Origin of the sequence: Rhodoferax sp. PAMC 29310, assembly GCF_017948265.1 — a bacterium.
GTDB lineage: Bacteria > Pseudomonadota > Gammaproteobacteria > Burkholderiales > Burkholderiaceae_C > Rhodoferax.
Map to the genome: position 1 here is coordinate 3,908,182 of NZ_CP072852.1, position 22,260 is coordinate 3,930,441.

General features: G+C 60.7%; 19 protein-coding genes. 4 read left to right on the forward strand and 15 right to left on the reverse strand.

Going from position 1 to position 22,260, the window contains the following annotated elements:
* Nucleotide 1: 1 nt before the first annotated feature.
* The 13 genes from J8G15_RS18170 to dbpA all read right to left on the reverse strand — a co-directional run bounded on the left by J8G15_RS18170 (nt 2) and on the right by dbpA (nt 14,075).
* Nucleotides 2-712, reverse strand: coding sequence for an ABC transporter ATP-binding protein (locus J8G15_RS18170; RefSeq protein ID WP_210543956.1), 711 nt, complete (start codon nt 710-712; stop codon nt 2-4).
* Nucleotides 709-1,488 (reverse strand): ABC transporter ATP-binding protein, encoded by a 780-nt coding sequence (locus tag J8G15_RS18175; RefSeq protein WP_210543958.1) that lies wholly within the window; start codon nt 1,486-1,488, stop codon nt 709-711. Before J8G15_RS18175 ends, J8G15_RS18170 begins: the two co-directional genes overlap by 4 nt.
* Nucleotides 1,485-2,468: a branched-chain amino acid ABC transporter permease gene (locus J8G15_RS18180; protein ID WP_210543960.1), complete on the reverse strand. Its 984-nt coding sequence runs from the start codon at nt 2,466-2,468 to the stop codon at nt 1,485-1,487. Before J8G15_RS18180 ends, J8G15_RS18175 begins: the two co-directional genes overlap by 4 nt.
* Nucleotides 2,461-3,381: a branched-chain amino acid ABC transporter permease gene (locus J8G15_RS18185; RefSeq protein WP_210543961.1), complete on the reverse strand. Its 921-nt coding sequence runs from the start codon at nt 3,379-3,381 to the stop codon at nt 2,461-2,463. Before J8G15_RS18185 ends, J8G15_RS18180 begins: the two co-directional genes overlap by 8 nt.
* A 20-nt stretch (nt 3,382-3,401) precedes the next feature.
* Nucleotides 3,402-4,601: an ABC transporter substrate-binding protein gene (locus J8G15_RS18190; protein WP_240538362.1), complete on the reverse strand. Its 1,200-nt coding sequence runs from the start codon at nt 4,599-4,601 to the stop codon at nt 3,402-3,404.
* A gap of 37 nt (nt 4,602-4,638) precedes the next feature.
* Nucleotides 4,639-6,252, reverse strand: a complete 1,614-nt coding sequence (locus J8G15_RS18195) for an AMP-binding protein (protein WP_210543966.1) — start codon at nt 6,250-6,252, stop codon at nt 4,639-4,641.
* Between the two features lie 41 nt (nt 6,253-6,293).
* A complete protein-coding gene (locus J8G15_RS18200) occupies nt 6,294-7,472 on the reverse strand; it encodes an acyl-CoA dehydrogenase family protein (RefSeq protein WP_210543968.1) in 1,179 nt (392 codons plus the stop codon).
* 11 nt (nt 7,473-7,483) lie between these two features.
* Nucleotides 7,484-8,344 carry an enoyl-CoA hydratase family protein gene (locus tag J8G15_RS18205; RefSeq protein WP_210543970.1) on the reverse strand — a complete coding sequence of 287 codons (861 nt, stop codon included), beginning with the start codon at nt 8,342-8,344 and terminating at the stop codon, nt 7,484-7,486.
* A complete protein-coding gene (locus J8G15_RS18210) occupies nt 8,341-8,880 on the reverse strand; it encodes a MarR family winged helix-turn-helix transcriptional regulator (protein ID WP_210543972.1) in 540 nt (179 codons plus the stop codon). Before J8G15_RS18210 ends, J8G15_RS18205 begins: the two co-directional genes overlap by 4 nt.
* Nucleotides 8,877-9,662 (reverse strand): SDR family NAD(P)-dependent oxidoreductase, encoded by a 786-nt coding sequence (locus J8G15_RS18215; RefSeq protein ID WP_210543974.1) that lies wholly within the window; start codon nt 9,660-9,662, stop codon nt 8,877-8,879. The genes J8G15_RS18210 and J8G15_RS18215 overlap by 4 nt, the downstream gene beginning before the upstream one ends.
* Nucleotides 9,662-12,016, reverse strand: coding sequence for a bifunctional salicylyl-CoA 5-hydroxylase/oxidoreductase (locus J8G15_RS18220; RefSeq protein WP_210543976.1), 2,355 nt, complete (start codon nt 12,014-12,016; stop codon nt 9,662-9,664). Before J8G15_RS18220 ends, J8G15_RS18215 begins: the two co-directional genes overlap by 1 nt.
* 261 nt (nt 12,017-12,277) lie before the next feature.
* The gene (locus J8G15_RS18225) at nt 12,278-12,514 is read right to left on the reverse strand and encodes a hypothetical protein (RefSeq protein WP_210543978.1); all 237 of its coding nucleotides are present in this window, start codon (nt 12,512-12,514) and stop codon (nt 12,278-12,280) included.
* A 142-nt stretch (nt 12,515-12,656) separates the two neighbouring features.
* Entirely contained in the window at nt 12,657-14,075 is a 1,419-nt protein-coding gene (gene dbpA, locus J8G15_RS18230; protein WP_210543980.1) for an ATP-dependent RNA helicase DbpA, read from the reverse strand.
* Between the two features lie 110 nt (nt 14,076-14,185).
* On the opposite strand from dbpA, the gene J8G15_RS18235 reads away from it, so the two are divergent.
* Nucleotides 14,186-15,670 carry a M48 family metalloprotease gene (locus J8G15_RS18235; protein WP_210543982.1) on the forward strand — a complete coding sequence of 495 codons (1,485 nt, stop codon included), beginning with the start codon at nt 14,186-14,188 and terminating at the stop codon, nt 15,668-15,670.
* Between the two features lie 101 nt (nt 15,671-15,771).
* Here the strand turns inward: J8G15_RS18235 and J8G15_RS18240 are convergent, their stop codons facing one another.
* Nucleotides 15,772-16,245 carry a hemerythrin domain-containing protein gene (locus J8G15_RS18240; protein ID WP_210543985.1) on the reverse strand — a complete coding sequence of 158 codons (474 nt, stop codon included), beginning with the start codon at nt 16,243-16,245 and terminating at the stop codon, nt 15,772-15,774.
* Nucleotides 16,246-16,409: 164 nt separating this feature from the next.
* Here J8G15_RS18240 and J8G15_RS18245 point away from each other — a divergent pair, with 164 nt between their 5' ends.
* Nucleotides 16,410-17,561: a M14-type cytosolic carboxypeptidase gene (locus J8G15_RS18245; protein ID WP_210543987.1), complete on the forward strand. Its 1,152-nt coding sequence runs from the start codon at nt 16,410-16,412 to the stop codon at nt 17,559-17,561.
* A gap of 42 nt (nt 17,562-17,603) precedes the next feature.
* Here J8G15_RS18245 and gshA read toward each other — a convergent pair whose 3' ends face one another.
* Complete coding sequence (gene gshA, locus J8G15_RS18250) at nt 17,604-19,169, reverse strand: glutamate--cysteine ligase (RefSeq protein ID WP_210543989.1); 1,566 nt, start codon at nt 19,167-19,169, stop codon at nt 17,604-17,606.
* A 160-nt stretch (nt 19,170-19,329) separates the two neighbouring features.
* On the opposite strand from gshA, the gene gorA reads away from it, so the two are divergent.
* Together gorA and J8G15_RS18260 are read left to right on the forward strand one after the other, a co-directional pair.
* Nucleotides 19,330-20,742 carry a glutathione-disulfide reductase gene (gene gorA, locus J8G15_RS18255; RefSeq protein WP_210543992.1) on the forward strand — a complete coding sequence of 471 codons (1,413 nt, stop codon included), beginning with the start codon at nt 19,330-19,332 and terminating at the stop codon, nt 20,740-20,742.
* 19 nt (nt 20,743-20,761) lie between these two features.
* Nucleotides 20,762-22,258, forward strand: a complete 1,497-nt coding sequence (locus J8G15_RS18260) for an AMP nucleosidase (RefSeq protein ID WP_210543994.1) — start codon at nt 20,762-20,764, stop codon at nt 22,256-22,258.
* Nucleotides 22,259-22,260 lie beyond the last annotated feature (2 nt).

Genomic DNA, 22,260 nt, shown 5'->3' on the forward strand with positions numbered 1-22,260 from the left:
GTCAAACGCCGATATAGCGGTGCCACAGGCTGGGGTCCGCGCCCAGTTGCTCTGAGCTGCCTTCCCAGACCACACGGCCGCGCTCGATGATGGTGTGTTGATCAGCCAATGTGACCAGCCGTTGCACGTATTTGTCGATGACCAGAATGCTTTGGCCTTGCTGACGCAAGGTGGCCAGGCAGCGCCAGATGTCTTCCCTAATCAGTGGGGCCAGACCTTCGGTTGCTTCGTCCAGAATCAACAGATGCGGGTTGGTCATCAGGGCACGGCCAATGGCCAGCATTTGCTGCTCGCCGCCCGAGAGTTGGTTGCCCATATTGCGGGAGCGCTCGCTGAGGCGGGGGAACAGGGCATACACCCGGTCCAGTGTCCAGGGGGATTCGGAGACATTGCGGTTGCTGGCAAAAGCGCGCAAATTCTCGGACACAGAGAGCGTTGGGAAAATCTGGCGCCCCTCAGGCACCACGGCCAGGCCCATGCGGGCAATGCGGTCCGGGCTCAAATGCTCAATGCGCTCGCCCCGAAACCGCACCGTGCCACCGCACGACCGGGTGAGGCCCAGCACCGAGCGCACGGTGGTGGTTTTTCCCATGCCGTTGCGACCCAGCAGGGCGCGCACGCCCCCGGCCTCAATGCGCAGGTGAATGTCAAACAGCACTTGGCTGGCGCCATAAGCGGTCTGCAGTTGGTCAATTTCAAGCAAAGCGCTCATGCGGTCTCCTGCCCGGTCGGCATGGCGATGGCGTCATCACCCAGATACGCTTGTTTCACGGCCGTGCTTTCCTTGATGTGTTCCGGGGTGCCACTGGCAATGACATGACCGGACACCAATACCGAGATGGTGTCGGCCAGCCGAAACACGGCGTCCATGTCGTGCTCCACCAGCAAAATAGTGGCTTCGCCTCGCAGGCTTTGCAGCAAGGTCACCATGCGCTCAGACTCGTCAGGGCCCATGCCGGCCATGGGTTCGTCCAGCAACAACAACTGGGGCTGGGTCGCCAAGGCAATACCCACTTCCAGCTGGCGCTGCTCCCCATGTGACAAGGCGCCTGCCAATGTGTGGATCTGCTCGCCCAAACCCACCCGCTCCACCACCGTCGCCGCTTGGGCGTACCGGGCTTTCTCAGAGCGCGCCGGTTTCCAGAACGAAAAACTGCCGTCGCTGATCGCTTGCACAGCCAGCGCCACGTTGTCCAGCACCGAGAGGCGCTGAAAAATACTGGTGATTTGGTAAGACCGCACCAAGCCGCCCAGCGCGCGCCGGTGCATGGGCAGGTGGGTCACGTCGTCGCCATCAAACCAGATGTGCCCTTCGTCAGGCGCCAGTGCGCCGGAGATCTGGTGAATCAGTGTGGTTTTTCCGGCGCCGTTGGGGCCAATCAGAGCGTGGATTTCGCCGCGTTGAACGGAGAGGTTTGCATGGTCGGTGGCGGCCAGTCCGCCAAAGCGCTTCACCAAACCGTCAATTTTTAACAAGGGGTGGCTCATGCGCGGGCCTTTCGGCGAAACAGGCTGGTTATCCCGTTGGGCGCCATCAAAACCACGGTCAGCAGAATAAAGCCCAGGCCCAGCTGCCAATGAATGGTGTAGTGGCTCATGAACTCTTCCAGCACCAGAAACACGATGGCGCCAATGACGCCGCCATACAGGTGGCCCACGCCGCCCAGAATGACCATGATCATCAGCACGCCGGACTGGCTCCACTGCATCAGGGCCGGGCTGACAAAGTTGGCGTGGTTGGCCAGCAAGGCGCCGGCAAGGCCGGCCAGTGCGCCGGCCAGGGTGAAGGCGGTGAGCTTGTAGCGGTACACCGGAAAACCAATGGCGGTCATGCGCAGCTCGTTTTCACGAATGGCTTGCAGCACGTGACCAAAACGCGCGTTCAGCAGACGGCTGACCCCCACGACGGTGGCGACCAGCAGCGCCAGCGACAGGTAGTAAAACGTGCGGTCGTCCCCCAGGTCCAATCCAGTCAAACTGGAGCGCTGGTACAGCGACATGCCGTCATCGCCGCCATAGGCGCGAAGCGAGACCACTAGGTAATACAGCATTTGGGCAAACGCCAGCGTGATCATGATGAAGTACACGCCCTGCGTGCGCAGGCTGATGGCGCCCACGATCAAGGCCACCAGGGCGCTGATGAGCATGGCAGAAGGCCAGGCCACCCAGGCAGACATCACGCCTGCCTGCATGAGGACGGCCACGCTGTAGGCGCCGATGCCGACAAAGGCGGCGTGCCCAAAACTCACCATGCCACCAAAGCCCAGAATCAGGTTCAGGCTGGTGGCTGCCAGGGCAAAAATCAGAATGCGGCTGGCCAGGCCGACATAAAACTCGTCACCCATCCAGGCGGCCAGCGCGGGCAGCGCGCACAGAATCGCCAAAGCGGGCAGCGACCAGCGAAGGCGCAAGGGGTGGTCCAGCAGCCCCTGGGCGGGGGCTGCTGTGGTGTCCTGTGAATTAGCCATGGGTGGGAAACAGTCCGCGAGGTTTGAAGAACAAAACGGCTGCCATCAGCACGTAAATCAGGATGGAGGCCACGGTATTGGCCGCGTTGGCCGCAGCCACTGGCCCCATCAGGGCGCTGAACAACAACGGCACCAACGTTCGGCCGGCCGTATCCACCATGCCCACAATCAGCGCCCCCAGCAAAGCCCCGCGCACCGAGCCAATGCCGCCAATCACAATGACGACAAACGCCAGTATCAAAATACTCTCACCCATGCCCACCTGCACGGAGAGCAGAGGGCCGAGCATGCCGCCCGCCACAGCGCACAAAGCCGCGCCCAGTCCAAAGATGGCGGTGAACAGCCGGGGCACGTTGGCGCCCATGGCCAAGGCCATTTCCCGGTTGGAGGCGCCGGCTCGCACCTGCATGCCAATGCGGGTGTGGGCAATCAGCACATAAAGCAAACCGGCCACCAACAAGCCAACGCCAATGATGAACAGCCGGTAGGCCGGGTAGTAAAACCCGGCCACGATCTCGACCGGACCGGCCAACTCGGCGGGCGCATTCAATAGCAACGGCTGTGAGCCCCAGATCAGGCGAACGCCCTCATTGGCCATCAACAAAATGGCGAAGGTGCCCAGCACCTGAGACAGGTGGTCCCGTTGGTAAAGGCGCCGCAGCACGCTGATTTCCAGCAGCATGCCAAAGACAGCCGAACCAATAATCCCGAACCCCAATCCCATCCAGAACGACCCCGTGGCTTGCGCGATGGAGGCGATCAGATAGGCCCCCACCATGTACAGCGAACCGTGTGCCAGGTTGATCATGTCCATGATCCCAAACACCAGCGTCAGCCCGGCGGCCAGCAGAAAAAGCATCAAGCCAAACTGCAAGCCGTTGAGCATCTGCTCCAGGATGAGAATTCCGTTCATACGAGGTCCGGGTCAGGCGATCACAGGGCGGGCATATTGCAGGCGCCCACATAGGCGTCTGAATGGTTCTTGAACACGGTGCTCAAGGTGCGGTTGGTGACGTTGCCCTGTGCATCCTTGACGATCACACGCAGGAAGTAGTCCTGAATCGGGAAATGGTTCTTGTTGAACTTGAATGCGCCGCGTACCGAATCAAACTTGGCGGCCTCCAGTGCCTTGCGAACAGCAGCCTTGTCGTCCAGCTTGCCTTTGGTGTCGCGAACCGCCGCGTCAATCAAACGCGCTGCGTCATAGCCTTGCGCCGCGTACAGGGTTGGCTTGCGACCGTAGGCCTTTTCAAACTCACTCACAAACTTGCGGTTGGCGGCGTTTTGCAGGTCGTGTCCCCATTGCGACGAGTTGAACATGCCCAGCATGGGCTCACCCACGGCCTTGATGACGTCTTCATCGGCAGAGAAGCCGGGGCCGAACAGGGTGATGTCTTTGGACAGGCCGGCGCCCACAAACTGCTTGATGAAGTTGATGCCCATGCCGCCGGGCAAGAAGATGTAGACCGCGTCGGGCTTGGTGGCACGCAGTTGCGACAACTCGGCGCCGTAGTCCAGTTGGTTCAGCTGCGTGTAGGTCTCGCTGGCGACTTCACCTTTGTAGTAGCGCTTGAAGCCGGTCAGTGCATCTTTGCCAGCCGGGTAGTTGGGGGCAATCAGGGCCACTTTTTTGAAGCCTTTGTCCATCACGGTTTGGCCAACGGCTTCGTGCAGGTTGTCGTTTTGCCACGCGGCGCTGAAGAAGTACGGGCTGCACTGTTCACCGGCCAGTTGCGAGGGGCCGGCATTGGCGCTGATGTAAAAAGTTTTGGATTGAAAGGTGGGCGGTGCCACTGCCAGCATCACGTTGGAGAACACGATACCGGTCAGAAAATCAGCCTTGTCACGCTTGATCAGCCGGTCTGCGGTTTGACGTCCGACGTCAGGGCTGCCCTGGTCGTCGGCCACGATGACTTCCGCCGGGCGCCCGCCCAGTTTTCCGTTGTTCAGCTTCACGGCCAACTCGAAGCCGTCTCGAATGTCCACGCCCAAGCCAGCGCCAGGGCCGGACAAGGTACTGAGCAAGCCGATCTTGACGGGCTCGTTCATTTGGGCCGTGGCCGCCATGCTGGCCAGCGCCGTGCTGGCCGCCAGTGCGGTACGAAGAATGGGATGACGAAGGGCAAAAAACATGGTGTTTCCTTTCATGAAACCAGGGGACGGGGACAACTTATTGACCGAACTCGCGCAGCTTGAAACGCTGCAGCTTGCCGGTCTGGGTGCGGGGCAATGCGCTGACAAAGGCAATGGCGCGCGGGTATTTGTAAGGGGCAATCGTGCTTTTCACAAAGTCTTGCAGCGTTTTGATCATGGACTCGTTCGGCTCATGCCCTGCGCGCAGTGCGACAAAGGCTTTGACAATGTAACCGCGCTCTGCGTCAGGTTCACCCACTACGGCGCATTCGGCCACGGCCGGGTGCAGCATGAGGGCTTCTTCTACCTCAGGCGAGGCGATGTTATAGCCCGCAGAAATAATCATGTCATCGGTGCGGGCCTGGTAGAAAAAGTAGCCATCGGCGTCCATCAGGTAGGCATCACCCGTGAGGTTCCAGCCATCCTGCACGTAGTTGGCTTGGCGCTCGTCGGCCAGATAGCGGCAACCCGTGGGTCCGCGAACCGCCAGTTTGCCGATCGTGCCGGGCGGCACGGGTTGGCCTTGCTCGTCCACCACCCGCGCCTCATAGCCCGGCACCACTGTGCCGGTGGCACCTGGGCGAGCGTTGGCCTCGTCGGCCGAGATAAAGATGTGCAGCATCTCGGTGGCGCCGATGCCATCAATCAACTCAATGCCCGTGGCCTCGCGCCACAACGTTCGGGTGGAAACGGGCAAGGCCTCGCCGGCAGAGATGCAGCGGCGAAGCGCTGTTTTTCGAATGTCGAGTCCCCGCGCCGCCAACGTGCGATACGAGGTAGGCGCCGTGAACAGAACGGTGGCGCCAAAGGTCTGAATGCCGTCCAGCAGCTGTGTCGGGCCCGCTTTTTCAAGCAGTACCGTGGAGGCACCCACTGACATGGGAAACAGCAACAAGCCCCCTAGGCCAAAGGTGAAGGCCAGCGGCGGGCTACCGATGAAAACATCGTCCGCTGAAGGGCGCAGCACGTGGCGGGGCCAACAGTGGCATATGGCCATCACGTCGCGGTGAAAGTGCAGCGTGGCTTTGGGAATGCCGGTGGTGCCGGAGGTGAAGGCAATCAGGCAGGTATCGTCCGCCGCAGTGGCCACGTTCTCAAACGCACCGGATTGGCGCGCCATGGCAGCCTCCAGACCGTCAGGGCCGTCGTAATTGAAGTGACGAATTTGACGCAACACGGGGCACTGCAGCGCGGTTTTCTGAACCTCGTCTGCCAAGTGGGCGTCACACAGCGCATGGGTGATTTCTGCCTTGTTAACAATGGCAGTGAGTTCCTTGGCGCGCAGCAAAGGCATGGTGGCCACCGCGATGCCGCCCGCCTTGATGACGGCAAACCAGCACGCCGCCATCATGGGGGTGTTGGGGGCGTGCAATAAAACCCGGTTGCCGCTGACAAGACCCATGTCGTGAACCAACACGTTGGCAATGCGATTGGCCTTCTCGCGCAGGTCGGCGTAGGTCCAGCGCAGACCCGCAGCCTGAATGCACAGGCGCTCACCGCGGCCTTCGTCAATGTGGCGGTCCAGCAGTTCGGTCGCGCAATTCAATTGCGCCGGAAACTGCAGCTCCGGCAGATTGAACACAAAGACCGGTTGTTTCCCGGCTGGGGGCAAATGGTCGTTGGCAAAGGTGTCAATGTGGGCACTGGGCATAGCGGACCTCGTTGGTGAAAGCGGGTGGCGTGTGCGGCGGGTCAGGATGCTTGCGTCGCGGGGAAATCGCGCAAGAGCTCGCGGGCAATGATGAGTTGCTGCACCTCCGTGGCGCCTTCGTAAATACGCAGGGACCGAATCTCCCGGTAAAGCCGCTCGACCGTTTGACCGCTGACGACGCCCAGCCCGCCCCAGATTTGCACCGCTGCATCAATGACCTGTTGCGCGCCTTCGGTGGCGCTCATCTTAGCCATGGCCGCTTCCCGGGTCACATTGCGCCCCTGGTCGCGCTGCCACGCCGCGCGGTAGGTGAGCAAGGCCGTGCTGTCCACGGTGGTGGCCATCTGGGCCAGCTTGGCCTGGGTAAGCTGAAAGTCAGCCAACGTTTGATTGAACATCTTGCGCGTGGTGGCGCGGTGCAGGGCCTCGTCCAGCGCGCGACGGGCAAAGCCAAGCGATGCAGCCGCCACACTGGTTCGGAACACATCCAGCGTTCGCATGGCGATTTTGAAACCCTCGGCGGGCGCGCCCACACGCTGGGCCAAGGGAATTCGGCAGTTGGTGAACTGCAGGGTAGCCAGTGGATGCGGTGCAATCACCTGAATCCGCTCGGTGACCTCGAACCCCGGCGTGTCGGCGTCCACGATGAAGGCGCTGATGCCGCGCGGGCCTGGCGCCTCGCCAGTGCGGGCAAACACCACATAAAAATCGGCAATACCGCCGTTGGAAATCCAGGTCTTGCTGCCATTGAGCACCACCTCGTCGCCCTCAACCTCGGCCCGGCACTGCAGGGCGCCCACGTCAGAGCCGGCATCGGGCTCACTCAATGCAAACGCGGCAATGGCCTCGCCACGGGCGACGCGAGGCAGGTAGTGCTGCTTTTGCGCGTCTGTGCCCGCCAGGCTGATGGCGCCTGACCCCAGTCCCTGCATGGCAAAGGCGAAGTCGGCCAGGCCGTTGTGGCGGGCCAATGTTTCTCGAATCAGGCAAATGGCGCGGGTGTCGATGCTGTCGCCGGCGCCGCCATAGGCCGTCCCGCCGATGGCGTGTTGCAGCCAGCCGGCTTGGCCGAGTGAGCGAACCAGTGCTTTGCATTCGGCGTCCACGTCGTCGCCGTGCGTCTGGTTGATGTGTTCCGCAGCCCAAGCATCCAGTCGGCGGGCGAGGTCGCCGTGACGAGGTTCAAAAAAGGGCCAGTTGAGGTAGTGGGAGTCGCTCATGGTGATCTCCTTCAGTTGCCTTGGAAGACAGGTTTTTGTTTGGCCACAAAGGCCTCATAGGCTCGTTTGTAGTCGTTGGTCAGCATGCAAATGGTTTGCGCCTGGGCTTCGGCCTCGATCGCTTGCTCAATCGTCATGGCCCACTCTTGGTGCAACATGGTTTTGGTGATGCCGTTGGCAAAGGTGGGGCCAATGGCTAGGTCACGAGCCAGCGCGGTGACTTGTATTTCCAACTCTTCCGGGCTGCAAAGGCGGTTGAAAAAGCCACTACGCTCGGCCTCTTCGCCCCCAATCGAGCGCCCGGTGTACAGCCACTCACTGGCGCGCCCCTGGCCAATGATGCGCGGCAGCATGGCGCAGGCACCCATGTCGCAGCCGGCCAATCCAACTCGGTTGAACAAAAAGGCGGTTTTGCTGCGGGCCGTGCCCAAGCGCATATCGGACGCCATGGAGAGAATGGCACCGGCGCCGGCGCATACCCCATCCACTGCCGCAATGATGGGCTGCGGACAGGCGCGCATGGCTTTCACCAGATCACCGGTCATGCGAGTGAACATCAGCAGCTCCGGGGCTGGCAAATCGATCAGCGGGCCGATGATTTCATGCACGTCCCCGCCAGAGCAGAAATTGCCGCCCGCCCCAGTGAGAACCACCACTGTCACATCCTGGGCGTATTTGAGCTGGCTGAACAAGTCGCGCAATTCGGCATAAGAGTCAAAAGTGAGCGGGTTTTTACGCTCCGGGCGGTTCAGCGTGACCGTGCCTACGCCTGCTTCCACTTGCCATTTAAAATGTTGGGCTGGGTAGCCTGCCAGTAACTTGTGGTTTCCCGCCCGCAGAGCGGGGTCCGGAGGGATTGGGGTGTGGTTCATCGGTTGTCCTTGTTGGTTTGTTCTTGCACGCGCACCACGTGCACACGCAGGGCGCCGAGTTGGCTGTAGAGCTGCTGGACGGTGCTGGGGTCCAGGCCCGAGAAGAGTTCAAGAATCCACTGTTCGTGCGCCTGGGCCATGGTCTCAAAGGTTTTTCGACCTTGTTCGGTCAAACGGACGATCCAGGCACGCCGGTCAGCCGGACTGTTCTCCCGAGTAACAAATCCATCTCGCACCAATTCATCGGTGACACCGGTCACATTGCCGCCGGTCACCATCAGGTAGCGAGACAGGTCCTTCATCTTCAGGCCGTCGGGCTGGCGGTACAGCTGCGCCATGTAGTCAAAGCGAGGCAAAGAGGTGTCGAATCGGTTGCGCAAGCGGCGCCGGATTTCATCCTCGATTTGGGTCGTGCTGGCCAGCAGGCGCAGCCACAGCTTCAAGGCAGCGTGGTCGCCCAGTTCCGAGCGGGCCTCGTGGCCCAGTTCGTCCGCGTCGGTGAGCAGGGTTCGGCTGGGGTCGGTTTTGCTGGTCATGACATGATCTCTCCGCCGCAAACGGGAATGGATTGGCCGGTGACGGCAGAGGCGCCCGTGCCGCACAGCCAAAGCACGGTGTCGGCGACCTCCAAGGGCTGCACCAACTGGCCTTGGGGGTTGCCCGCCGCAAACCCGGCGCGCGCCGCGACGGAGCTGCGGCCGGTTTTCTGCATGACGTTGTCGATGCTGTCGCTCAGCAAATCGGTGTCGGTGTAGCCGGGGCACACTGCGTTGACTGTGATGCCCTTCTTCGCCACCTCTAGCGCCAGCGCCCGCGTCAGGCCGATGACGCCGTGCTTGGCGGCGCAGTAGGCGCTTACATAAGCGTAGCCGGTCAGACCGGCGGTGCTGGCCATATTCACCACACGACCCCATCCGGCCTGCAACATGTCAGGCAGTGCGGCCTGGCTGCACAGAAAGGTGCCGGTGAGGTTGACGGCCAGCATCTGCTGCCACAGGGCTTCGTCGGTCTTCAGGATTGGCGCACTGGTCGCTTGGCCGGCGTTGTTGATCAAGATCTGCACGGGTCCAAACCGGTTGCGGGCACTGGCAAATGCAGCGGTCACCTGTGTCGCGTCCGCCACATCGGCCACCACGGCGTGAAACTGGTCAGGCAAGGTGGCCACCAGTGCATCAAGCACGTCTTGCCGTCGCCCCATCACGGTCACTTTGGCGCCCGCAGCCACGAGTTGGCGGGCAACAGCGGCGCCAATGCCGCTGCCACCCCCGGTGACCAGCGCGTGGCGACCCGCCAATGGGTGAGTCAGGGGCGTGGGCATCACGCTTCCACCGACCGGGCGGGTGATGAGGCGGCCAGGGCGGCTTGCGCCTTCTCCCGCTGGAAATTGGCCTCCATCTGCGCTTTGCCCGAGACATAGGGTTTGGGCCAGGGCATGGGGGTATAACCAATTTTGGCGGCCTCTGTCAAAGTCCAGGCCGGGTTGGCCAGGTGGGGGCGGGCCACGGCGCACAAGTCGGCCCGGCCGGATGCAATGATGCTGTTCACATGATCGGCTTCGCTGATGGCGCCCACCGCAATGGTGGGGATACCCGCTTCCTGGCGAATGCGGTCGGCAAATGGAGTTTGAAACATGCGCCCATACACTGGCTTTTCTTGTTTGCTGACCTGACCCGATGAACAGTCGATCAGGTCGGCGCCGGCGGCTTTGAAGGCGCGGGCCACTTCAACGGCGTCTGCCGGGGTGATGCCGCCTTCCACCCAGTCATGGGCGGAAATGCGCACCGACATAGGCCGCTCGGTCGGCCACACTGCGCGGACCGCGGAAAACACCTCCAATGGATATCGCAGGCGGTTGCTCAAATCACCGCCAAACTCGTCAGTACGCTGGTTGGTCAGAGGCGAGATAAAGCTGGACAACAGGTAGCCGTGCGCGCAGTGCAACTCCAGCCATTCCACGCCAATCTCGGCGGCGGCTTGCGCGCTGGCGACAAACTGGGCTTTGACCTCGACCATCTCTGCGCGGCTCATTTCACGGGCGGTCTGGCTGACGCCCGCGAGGTACTGCTGCTGCGACGCGGAAACGACAGGCCAGTTGCCGGACACCAGCGGTTGGTCCATGCCTTCCCAAGCCAGCCGGGTGGATGCTTTGGCACCCGCATGACCAAGTTGCATGGCGAATTTGGCGTCACTGTGGGAGTGGACCCAGTCAACAATGCGCTTCCAGGCTACCGTGTGCTCCGGCGCATAAAGCCCAGGACACCCAGGGGTGATGCGGGCCTCGGCGCTGACGCAGGTCATCTCGGCGAACACCAGGGCGGCGCCACCCAGCGCGCGGGCACCCAGGTGCACGAGGTGGTAGTCACCGGCCACACCGTCCACGGCGGAGTATTGCGCCATGGGGGAAACTACCACTCGGTTTTTGAGCGTGAGGCCGCGCACCGTGTAGGGTGTGAACATGGGCGGTGGGGCCGCTTGGTCGTTGGCAACAGCAACACCGGCGCGCTTTGCAAACCAGCGTTCGAAGTTGCCCAACCAGACGCTATCTCGCAGCCGTAGGTTTTCGTGGCTGATGCGCTGGCTGCGGGTCAGCATCGAGTACATGAATTGTGGTGGCTCCAACTGATCGCAGTAGCGCATGCCGCACACTTCAAACCACTCCATGGCGTTCCAGGCGGCGTTTTGCAGGCGCAACACATCGACATGGCGCAAGGCTTGGTATCGCGTCAGTACGGCCAGGATTTGGTCAGGGGTGTCGCCGAGCGTTGTAAATTGCCGTGCCAGCTCAATGGCGTCTTCAATGGCGAGTTTGGTGCCTGAGCCAATGGCGAAATGTGCGGTGTGCACCGCATCGCCCATCAGCACCACATGGCTGTTGCCGTTGAAAAATGACCATTGTGCGCATTTGACGCTCTGAAAATTCAGCCACGCCGAGCCGCGCAGGTGGCGGGCGTTGGTCATCAGGGCGGCACCTTTCAGGTTGGCGGCAAACACCTGTTCGCAAAAGGCGATGGACTGGTCCTGATCGGCTTGATCCAGCCCGTGTGCCAGCCAGGTTTCCTCGGTGCATTCGACAATAAAGGTGGTGGTGTTTTCGTCAAATTTGTACACATGGGCCTGAAACCAGCCGTGCTCTGTTTTCTCGAAGAGAAAGGTGAAGGCGTCATACAGCTTGTGGGTGCCCAGCCAGATGAATCGGTTGGGGCGCACGGTGATCTCGGGTTTGAACACCTCAGCGTGCTGGCTGCGAATGCGAGAGTTGATACCGTCGCTGGCAATGATCAAATCAGCGTCCGGGTACTGCGCGTCAGACTCGGCATCGGTCTCAAACATCAGTTTGACACCCAGCGCTTCGCAACGCACCTGAAGGATGTTGAGCAGCTTTTTGCGACCAATTCCCACAAAGCCATGACCACCCGAGCGAATCACGTCGCCCTTGAACATCAGTTCAATGTCATCCCAGTGGTTGAAGGCCTGGCGAATCTCGGCTGCTGTCACCGGATCTTGCGCCTGCATGTTGTCCATCGTCGCATCCGAGAAGACCACGCCCCAGCCGAAGGTGTCATAAGGCTTATTGCGCTCGACCACGGTAATGTCGTGGGCGGGGTTGTTTTGCTTCATCAGAAGCGCAAAGTACAAGCCAGAGGGGCCGCCGCCAATACAGACAATCTTCATTGCAATTCCAGTTCAAGTGGGATCTCGCAATTAGTTTAGGCTTAAAGCTTTAGATGTCAAGTAAATGAAAACCCTGCCCTGAAGTCGGCACGCAAGTCGCTCGCCACGGCATGATCGAGCTCATGGCATCGTAATTTTCAAGGGGGAGGTTGATTGTCCTGCGTGCTGAGGCGCGACGAATTGGCTGGGGCGGCGACTGCAGTCGCGAGAGAGAAGGCGGGCGCGGGTGCCTGCCGGGCAGCCCGCGTGACTTGAGGGGAGTTAGTTCAACAAAAAGGCGGCGGCGTATTTGCGCCGCTCGGCCAAGTCCAGTGCTTCATCGCTGGCGGCGCGGGTGGCCAGGGCCTCTTTGGTGAACGGAATCAGGGGTTTGTCCAGCGGGCGTAGCTTGTGGCGGCGCAGGCCGCGCAACTCCTGCGAACGCTCCATGGTCTGCAACACGCGCTCTGGTTCCATCATCAGGCTGAAGGGGGTGGCGGAAAAGTTGAGGTTTTTCATGGAATTCTCCGGTGGGTTCACAGCGCCTGACGAAGTCTTTGGCGCTTGATTGAACTGTAGCCCCCGGTCCCATGAACTGAAGTCAGTAAACGGCTGTAAACCGTGTAAGACTTTCCCTTACAGAGAAGCGTTGAAATGGGCTTTAAAGCAGGCGTACTTTTACGCTTTTGCCCTTGACCTTGCCGCCGTTGAGCTTCTGCATGGCCTGTAGCGCAATGTCCCGGTTCACCGCCACAAAGGTGGTGAATTCGGTCACGTTGATCTTGCCAATTTGCTCGCGGGTGTAGCCAGCGTCCGCCGTCAAAGCGCCCAAAACATCGCCGGGGCGAATCTTTTCCTTGCGCCCGCCCAAAATCTGCAGCGTCACCATCGGTGGCAGCAGGGGGCCTTCACCGGTGGGCAACAAGTCCTCCACTTTGTGCCAGGTCGACGGGCTGTTCTGGTACTGCTCAATCTTGCCAACAAAACCCATCTCGTTCATGGAAGCCAGGCTCAAGGCCAGACCAGACTCGCCCGCGCGGCCAGTGCGGCCAATGCGGTGCACATGCACCTCGGCGTCGGGCGTGATGTCGACATTGATCACGGCTTCCAACTGGTTGATGTCCAGTCCGCGTGAGGCCACATCGGTGGCCACCAACACCGAGCAGCTGCGATTGGCAAACTGGGCCAGCACCTGGTCGCGCTCGCGCTGCTCCAGTTCACCATACAGGGCCAGGGCGTTGAAGCCTTGTTCCTGCAGGTAGGTCACCAAATCTTTGCACTGCTGTTTGGTGTTGCAAAACGCCAGCGTGCTGATGGGGCGAAAGTGGTTCAGGAGTTGAGCCACGGTGGCCAGCCTGGTGTGGCGGGTGACTTCATAAAAACGCTGCTCGATCAGGCTCTCGGTGTGCAAGGACTCAACCTTGACTTGCACCGGGTCGCGCATGAATTGCTTGGCCAGCTTTTCAATGCCTTCGGGGTAGGTGGCCGAAAACAGCAAGGTTTGCCGCTCTTTGGGGCATTGCTTGGTGACGGTGGTGATGTCGTCCACAAAACCCATGTCCAGCATGCGGTCCGCTTCGTCCAGCACCAGGGTGTTGAGCGCGTCCAGATTCAGGTACTCGCGCTGAAGGTGGTCCATGATGCGACCCGGCGTGCCAACGACGATGTGGGCGCCATGCTCTAGCGAGGCGCGCTGGCCACGCAGGGCCACGCCGCCACACAGGGTGACGACCTTGATGTTTTCCTCGGCCCGCGCCAAACGGCGAATCTCAATGGTGACCTGATCTGCCAGCTCACGTGTGGGGCACAGCACCAGTGCTTGGACCGCGAAGCGGCGCGGGTTCAGGTTGGTGAGCAGGCTTAGGGCGAAGGCGGCGGTTTTGCCGCTGCCGGTTTTGGCTTGCGCAATCAAGTCTTTTCCCGCCAGGGCGGTGGGCAGGCTGGCGGCCTGAATCGGGGTCATGGCCAGGTAACCCAGTTGTGTCAGGTTCTCCAGCATGGCAGGGCTCAGCGGCAGCTTGTCGAAGCGGGCGCTGGCGTCGGGGGCGGCGGTGGCCGTCTTTTGTTCAATGGTACTCATAGGTGGATTATCGGTGGCAGGGTCCAGAAAGCCGCACGATGAGGGGTTTTGACCATAGTTTGTCAAAATACCCACTGGCGCGGATGGACCGCGCGTTTGAAGGAGATGGAATGCGACGCACCTGGTACCCCCTGATATTGGCTCCCCTATTGTTGATCGGCTGTGGCAATGCCGTGCTGAACCCGGTGAGCGGCGAGGCGGAACGCTCCGTCATGAGCGAACAGGCCGAAGTGGCCGAGGGCCAGAAGGGCCACCAGCAGGTGCTGCAGGAGTACGGCGTGGTGAAAGACGCCCGCCTGCAGGCCTATGTCAATGAGCTGGGGCAGCGTTTGGCCAAGCAGTCTCACCGCAATCAATTGCAGTGGCATTTCACCGTGCTGGACAGTCCGGAGATCAATGCCTTTGCTTTGCCCGGAGGCTATGTTTATGTCACCCGCGGCATCATGGCTTATATGGAGGACGAGGCCGATCTGGCCGGCGTGATCGGCCATGAGATCGGCCACGTCACCGCCCGCCATGGTGCACAGCGCGCGACGCGCCAGCAAGACGCAGGTTTGGGCGTGTTGGCGGCCACCCTGCTGGGCGCGGTGCTGGAAAGCCAGGGCATGTCTGGCGCGGGTCAAATGGCCAGTAACGTGTCGCAATCGGTGGCCTCGGGCTACGTCGCATCCTATGGGCGCGAGCAAGAGTTGCAATCCGATCAACTGGGTGCTGAATACCTGGCGCGCAGCAATTACGACCCGCAGAATATGGTCAACGTGATTACAGTGCTCAAAAATCAGGAGCGTTTTGCAGCGGACCAGGCCCGGGCCGAAGGTCGCCCGGTGGCCGAGGGCCGCAGCTGGCTGGCCTCGCACCCCAGCAATGACGAGCGCCTGCGAAATATCACCCAGTTGGCCGCCCAGTACAAAGGACGTTACAGCAACGAAGGGCGCGCGCGCTACCTGGCTGCCATCAACGGCATGGACTTTGGTGAGACCGCCGAGCAGGGGTTGACGCGTGGGCGCCAGTTCTATCATTCGTCATTGGGCATCGCGCTGACCGCCCCGCAGGGCTGGAAGATTCAAAACGCACCTGACAAGCTGGTGGTGGTCAATGGCGCCGGCGACGCAGCCCTGATTCTGAGAGCGGCACCCGCGCAGGCCGGGCGCAATCATGAAGAGGTGATTCGCAATTTACTCAAACCCACCCAAGGGCGCAGCGACCGGATGGTGATCAATGGCCTGCAAGCGACCCATTTCTCCGGCGCGCGTGCCAATGCACAGGGGCAGTCTCAAGCGATTGAGGCCACGGTCGTGAGCGGCCCGGGCGACAAAACCTACGTACTGAGTTATGCCGCCAAAGACGCCAACACCCTAGCCCAGGCACGGCGCCAGATTGACGAGACGCGAGGTTCTTTCCGGGCGATGACCGGCTCGGACCGGGCTGCCGCGCAGCCGTGGAACCTGAAAACCGCGCCCTATCCTCGGGGTGGTTTTGCCGAGTTGGCGCGCCGGTCACCGCTGGAGCGGGCGGAGCAGCAGTTGCGCCTGATCAACGGTGTTTACGGCGGTGGCGAGCCCCAAGCAGGGCAGTTGATCAAAATCGTACAGTAGATCTTAGATCGCAGGTGCTATTGAATAGATAGCTGTCTGCGCATGTAATACCGAGGGTAGGTCGATATTTCGCTTGAAATAAGAACTCCCTATCGCTTGATCTACTTGTCGTTCTTTGTGATCCCCAGCGACTTGGCCGCTGGGTACACCGTGGACTCCTCCAGCGCGATGTGGTTCTGAACCAGTGCCACAAAGATGGCCACCTGACTCACCAGCTCAGCCGGTTCAAACCAGCTGTTGCCTGAGGCAACAGCGCGCAACTTGGGCGAGAGTTCAATCCAGTTCTCCTCAATCCAGCCGTGATCCTGCTGCAGGGTTGTGACCGTCGCCTTCAGTTCGTCGTTGTCGCCAGCCAAAATCGGCGGGAATACCATCTTCTCTTCCTGCGCGTGGTGCGCGCGCGAGGTACCGGAGAAAAAGGTTTCAATCTGGTCGGCTTGTTGTTGGGCCTCGGCGTCGATGCCCTCAGCCTCAATTCGCGTAGCCAGCGCCGACAGCGCTTTGAGTTGCTCCAGCATCTGCTGATGGCAGGTATCCAGCGCAGAGAAACTTACGGGTTTGGGGTAGTTCGACATAGTGCCCTCCTGAAAAAGTTAGGTTTCATTGTCTTCAGCGAGCGGCGCTTTGCATTGATCGAAGTCAAGTCGACGGGCATTCCGCGGGGGAAACACATACGCCATAGATACTCACTGACAAGCCCTGTCAGGGTTTTTACAATGGGGCATCAACGAAAGCCCCCATGACCGAACTACACATCTCCACCCAATTCGATTCCGGCGCCATTGAGGTGCTCAGCCTGGCGGACCCCGGCGACATTCGCCTCAACATTCGCCCCGACAACGCCAGCGAATTTGCCCAGTGGTTTCACTTTTGCCTACATGGCGCCGCAGGCTTGCCGGTGCGTCTTCGTTTCATGAACGCCGGGCAATGCGCCTACCCCAAAGGCTGGGAAGGCTACCGCATGGCGGTCAGCTATGACCGTCAACACTGGTTTCGGGTCGACGCCCAGTTTGATGGCACGGAGATGACGGTGAATTTCACCCCGGCTTCGCAAAGCGTCTACTTTGCCTACTTTGAGCCGTATTCCTATGAGCGCCACCTGGATTTGATCGGGCTGGCCAGTGTGTCGGCACACGTCACCGTGGAGCGGCTTGGCAGCACCCTCGACGGGCGCGACATGACCTTGCTGCACATCACCGACGTCACCAGCGCCATCCCACTGGCGCAGAAGAAGAAGGTGTGGTTGATTGCCCGTCAGCACCCCGGCGAGAGCATGGCCGAATGGTTTGCCGAAGGTTTTCTGGAGCGCCTGTTGGATTGTGACGACGCCGTAGCCCGTGTCCTGCTTGAAAAGTGCGTGTTCTATGTCGTGCCGAATATGAACCCGGACGGCGCGGTGCGCGGCAACCTGCGCACCAACGCGGCGGGCGCCAACCTGAACCGTGAGTGGGCCGAGCCCACCCTGGGCCGCTCCCCCGAGGTGTTCTTGGTTCGCCAGAAAATGCAGGCCCTGGGCGTGGACTTGAATCTGGATGTGCATGGTGACGAAGGCCTGCCCTACAACTTCTGTGTCGGCACCGAAGGCACGCCGGGCTACTCAGCGCGCACAAAGGCGCTAGAAGAAACTTTCAAAACCAGCTGGACCAGCACCTGCCCTGATTTTCAAACCGAACAAGGTTACGGCAAGACCGAGCTAGGCAAGGCCAATATGACGCTGGCCACCAGCTGGATTGGCCAAACGTTTGACTGCCTGGCCTTCACGGTGGAGATGCCCTTCAAAGACAACGCTGACTTGCCCGACACCCAGATCGGCTGGAACGGCGAGCGCTCCAAGCGCCTGGGCGCCAGCGTGCTGCTGCCCGTTTTGGCGGTGGTGGACAAGCTGCGCTAAGGATTTCTTCAGGGGAGGCAGCCGCCGCTGTCTCCTGCCGATTTATCCCGCGTAGTAACTGGCTACGTAGTCCTCAAAGTCTTCCTGTGGCTGCGCTTCGACGCGGGCGTGTTCGGCCAGAGATTCCTGTACGCTGGCATCAAACTGCGCCAGCTTCTCGGCACTCAAGGGTTGCGCCAGCAAGCTGTCGTGGTGTTGCTGGGACTGTTTCATGGCGTATTTGAAATAGCCTTTGTGCTCCATGGCCGCTGCGAGTACCTGCGCCGAGGGCGTGGTTTCCGGGTGGTCAATGCGGTTGCGAAGGCTGGCCAGGGTGGTGGCGTAGGTGTCGCCACCGTAGGCGGCATCCAGCATCTCGGCAAACGGCTGCATGTCATCAAACAGGGCGTGTGCAATGGGTCGGAATGGCTGCTCGCGGTTGTGCACCAGCAAGTTCAGGTCTGGCTGACGGCCATGGTTGACGATGCGGGACTTGTTCTCTTCGTTCTCGCCCTGCTCGCGGGCCGTAATGGGCGGGCTCTCGCGGAACAGGCACATCAGCAAGAGCATGTCGGCAAACGTGCTTTGCTCAGGCGCGATGCCGATGTCCACAAAAGGATTCAGATCAAACAGGCGCACCTCGACGTATTCCACGCCATATTTTTTCAGCGCCAGGGCAGGGCGCTCATGGGCCTTGGCCACACGCTTGGGGCGAATGCCAGCGTAAAACTCGTTTTCAATCTGCAGCAGGTTGGCGTTGAGTTGTTTCCAGTGATCGCCGTCGCGCACGCCCAGTTCTTCGTAGAACGGGTCCGGGGTGCGAATTGCCGCTTCCAGCGCCTGGGTGTATTCGTCCAGCGAGTTAAAGCTCACATGCAACTGGTCCTGGGCCCGGTTCTGGTAGCCCAGGTCGCTCATTCGCAGGCTGGTGGCGTAGGGGCGGAACAAGGTGCCGGGCACCAGCTCCTGCAAGTCGGAGCTGCGGCCCTGCAGAAAAGACTTGCAAATGGCGGGTGAGGCGCCAAACAGATACGGAATCAGCCAGCCGTAGCGTAGAAAGTTGCGAATCAGGCCGAAATAGCGCTCGCTGATGAAGTCTTGCGTGCTGCTTTTGTCATCGCAGCAAGTCTTCAGTCCGTCCCAAAAGGCCTCGGGTAGCGACCAGTTGTAGTGCGCCCCGGCAATTGTCTGCATGTGGCGGCCATAGCGCAGGCCCAGACCTTCTCGGTACGCGGCCTTCATCTTGGCAGGGTTGGAACTGCCGTAGTTGGCGATGGCGATGTCTTTGTCGTCACCCACCACGCAGGGCATGGAGCCAGCCCACATGACTCCACCCTGTAATTGCCGTGCCGTGAAGCGGTGAATGTCTCGCAGAAAGTCCAGCGGGAATGCGGGATCTTGCGACGGCGGAGTGATGAACTCAAGCAACGCCTCGGCGTAGTCGGTGGTGATCCAGGGGTGGGTCAGCTTGGAGCCCAGTGCCAGTGGGTGAAGGGTTTTGGCCAATGTGCCGTTGGCGTCTACGCGCAAACATTCGCGCTCGTAGCCCCGGGTGATGCCGCGCAGCACCTGGGCGGGCTCGTGGCTGGAAAACTGACGCACCGCGTCACAACAGGTGAACTTCAACATGAACTTGTTTCTTCTTCTCTGTAAATCGGCCCGCAGTATGGCAGTTTTTGACAAGCAATGCCCGGCTTGGTGTGAGGTCTGTCAACCGCGGTTAACCTCATGGGGAATGGCTCCGCTGAAGTTGGTCTGGCGGTTTCCCTGACTTTTTTGCAAGGTTTATATGGCTGATTTTGATTTTGACCTGTTTGTCATTGGTGGCGGTAGCGGTGGCGTGCGCGCCGCTCGCATGGCAGCCCAGCGCGGCGTGCGCGTCGCCATGGCCGAAGCCGGGGGCACGGAGGGCCTGGGCGGCACCTGCGTGAACGTGGGCTGTATTCCCAAAAAACTCTACAGCTACGCCGCCCACTTTGCCGAAAGTTTTGAGGAGTCGCATGGTTTTGGCTGGGAAGGCGCAGCCCCCAAATTGAACTGGGCCACCCTCAAGACCAACCGCCACGCCGAGATTTTCCGACTCAATGGGGTCTACCTGAAGCTTTTGAGCGGCTCCGGCGTGACAGTGCTCAATGGCTACGCCCGGCTGATCGATCACCACACGGTAGAGGTGAACTTGGGCGATGCGGCCACGCCTCAGCTTCAGCGGTTCAGTGCCAAACACATTCTGGTGGCAACCGGTGGACGGCCTTTTGTGCCGCATATGACAGGGCATGAGCATGTGCTCACATCGAACGATATGTTTGATCTTGACCCGTTTCCGGCGCGACTGGTGGTGGTCGGCGGTGGCTACATCGCCTGCGAATTTGCGTCCATCTTTAACGGGCTGGGCTCAAAAGTGACTCAGCTTTACCGCAGTGAACAGGTGCTGCGCGGGTTTGACGATGAAGTGCGGCATTTTGTGGCCGCTGAGATGGTGAAGACGGGCGTTGATTTGCGCCTGAACGCAGGTGTGCTGGCCGTGCACAAAACACCGCAGGGGCTGGAAGTCATGTTGGAGGGCGGCGGCTCGGTCATGACCGACGCCGTGTTGTACGCCACCGGGCGTATCCCTAACGTCAAGGGGCTGGGTTTGGAGCAAATGGGTGTTATTCAGGCCGCTGACGGCGCGATCGTCGTCAATGAGTTTTACCAAACCAACGTCCCGTCGGTTTTCGCGCTGGGCGACGTGACCTCACGCGTGCAACTGACCCCGGTGGCATTGGGCGAGGCCATGATGCTGGTGGATCATTTGTTTGGCCCGCAAGCAGGCAAGGCGAAGCGCAGCATGAGCTACGAGTTCATCCCAACCGCCGTGTTCACCCATCCCAACATCGGCACCGTCGGCCATGGCGAGGCGCAGGCGCGCAAGCTGTTCGGAGCGGTGACTGTGTTCCGAAGCGAGTTCAAGGCCCTCAAGCACACCTTGAGCGGCAGCACCGAGCGCACGCTGATGAAATTGATTGTGGAAGATGCCACGGACCGCGTGGTGGGCTTGCATATGGTCGGGCCAGACGCGGGCGAGGTGGTGCAGGGCTTTGCCGTGGCCATGAAAGCCGGGGCCACCAAGACCATTTTTGATAGCACCATTGGCATTCACCCCACCGCCGCCGAAGAGTTCGTGACGATGCGCGAGCCGGTGGCCCGCTCCGCTGCGGTTTGACAACAGAGACAATCCAGCCATGCCCCATTTACCTGCTTTTATTGCCCCCGCCCGATTCACCGATCCGGCCGCCGCCTTGGCGAAGGCCCGTGAGATCTACGACAGCAGCATTGCCCACCTGCGCGAAGCCATGCAGCGCTTTGTTGCCGGCGAGGTCTTGCCCGGCCACGTGCGGGCCTGCTATCCGTTTGTCCGTGTGCAAACCGACACCGTTGCACGCAAAGGGCCATCCCCTGACGCTGCGCAACTGAGTTTTGGCTTTGTTGCCGGGCCTGGGCGGTTTGAGACCACGTTGAGCCGGCCCGACCTGTACGCCGATTACTACTTGGACCAATTCACCCTGCTGTTGCAAAACCATGGGGTGGAGTTAGAGGTGGGTACCAGCTCGCAACCGATTCCGGTGCATTTTTCGTTCGCCGAGAACGACCACATTGAAGGGAGCCTGAGCCTGGAGCGTCGTCAGTTGATGCGCGATGTATTTGACCTGCCCGATCTGGCGGCCATGGACGACGGCATTGCCAATGGCACGCATCAGCCAGGCCCTGGCGAGGCACAACCGTTGTCGTTGTTCACGGCGCCGCGTGTGGACTACTCACTGCACCGGCTACGTCACTACACCGGCACGGCGCCCGAGCACTTCCAGAACTTTGTGCTGTTCACCAACTACCAGTTCTACATCGACGAGTTTGTGCGCCTGGGTCATGAAGCCATGGCCGACGCCAACAGCGAGTACATCGCCTTTATTGAGCCCGGCAATGTGGTGACTCGCCGAGTGGGCACCACTAGTCTGCCCGGAGACGAATTGGGCAAAGTGCCGCCGCGTTTGCCCCAAATGCCGGGCTACCACCTGGTTCGCGCCGACCGCTGTGGCATCAGCATGGTCAATATTGGGGTGGGCCCGGCCAATGCAAAAACCATCACCGACCACATTGCGGTGCTGCGCCCCCATGCCTGGCTGATGCTGGGCCATTGCGCCGGCCTGCGCAACAGCCAGCAGTTGGGCGACTATGTGCTGGCCCACGCCTATGTGCGGGAAGACCATGTGCTGGACGAGGAGCTGCCCTTGTGGGTGCCCATTCCGGCGCTGGCCGAGGTTCAGCAGGCCCTGGAAGCCGCCGTGTGCGATGTGACCCAGCTCAAAGGGTCTGAGCTGAAAAGCATCATGCGAACTGGCACGGTCGCCTCAACCGACAACCGCAACTGGGAGCTCTTGCCCGACAACGGTCCACAACGCCGCTTCAGCCAAAGCCGCGCCGTGGCGCTGGACATGGAAAGCGCCACCATTGCCGCCAACGGGTTTCGTTTTCGCGTGCCTTACGGAACGCTTTTGTGTGTGAGTGACAAACCCCTGCACGGCGAGATCAAGCTGCCCGGCATGGCCAATCACTTTTACCGAGAGCGGGTGGACCAGCACCTGCGCATTGGCATACGCGCCGTTGAGTTGTTACGGGTCCAAGGCGTTGATCAGCTTCACAGCCGCAAGCTGCGCAGCTTTGCTGAGGTAGCGTTTCAGTAATG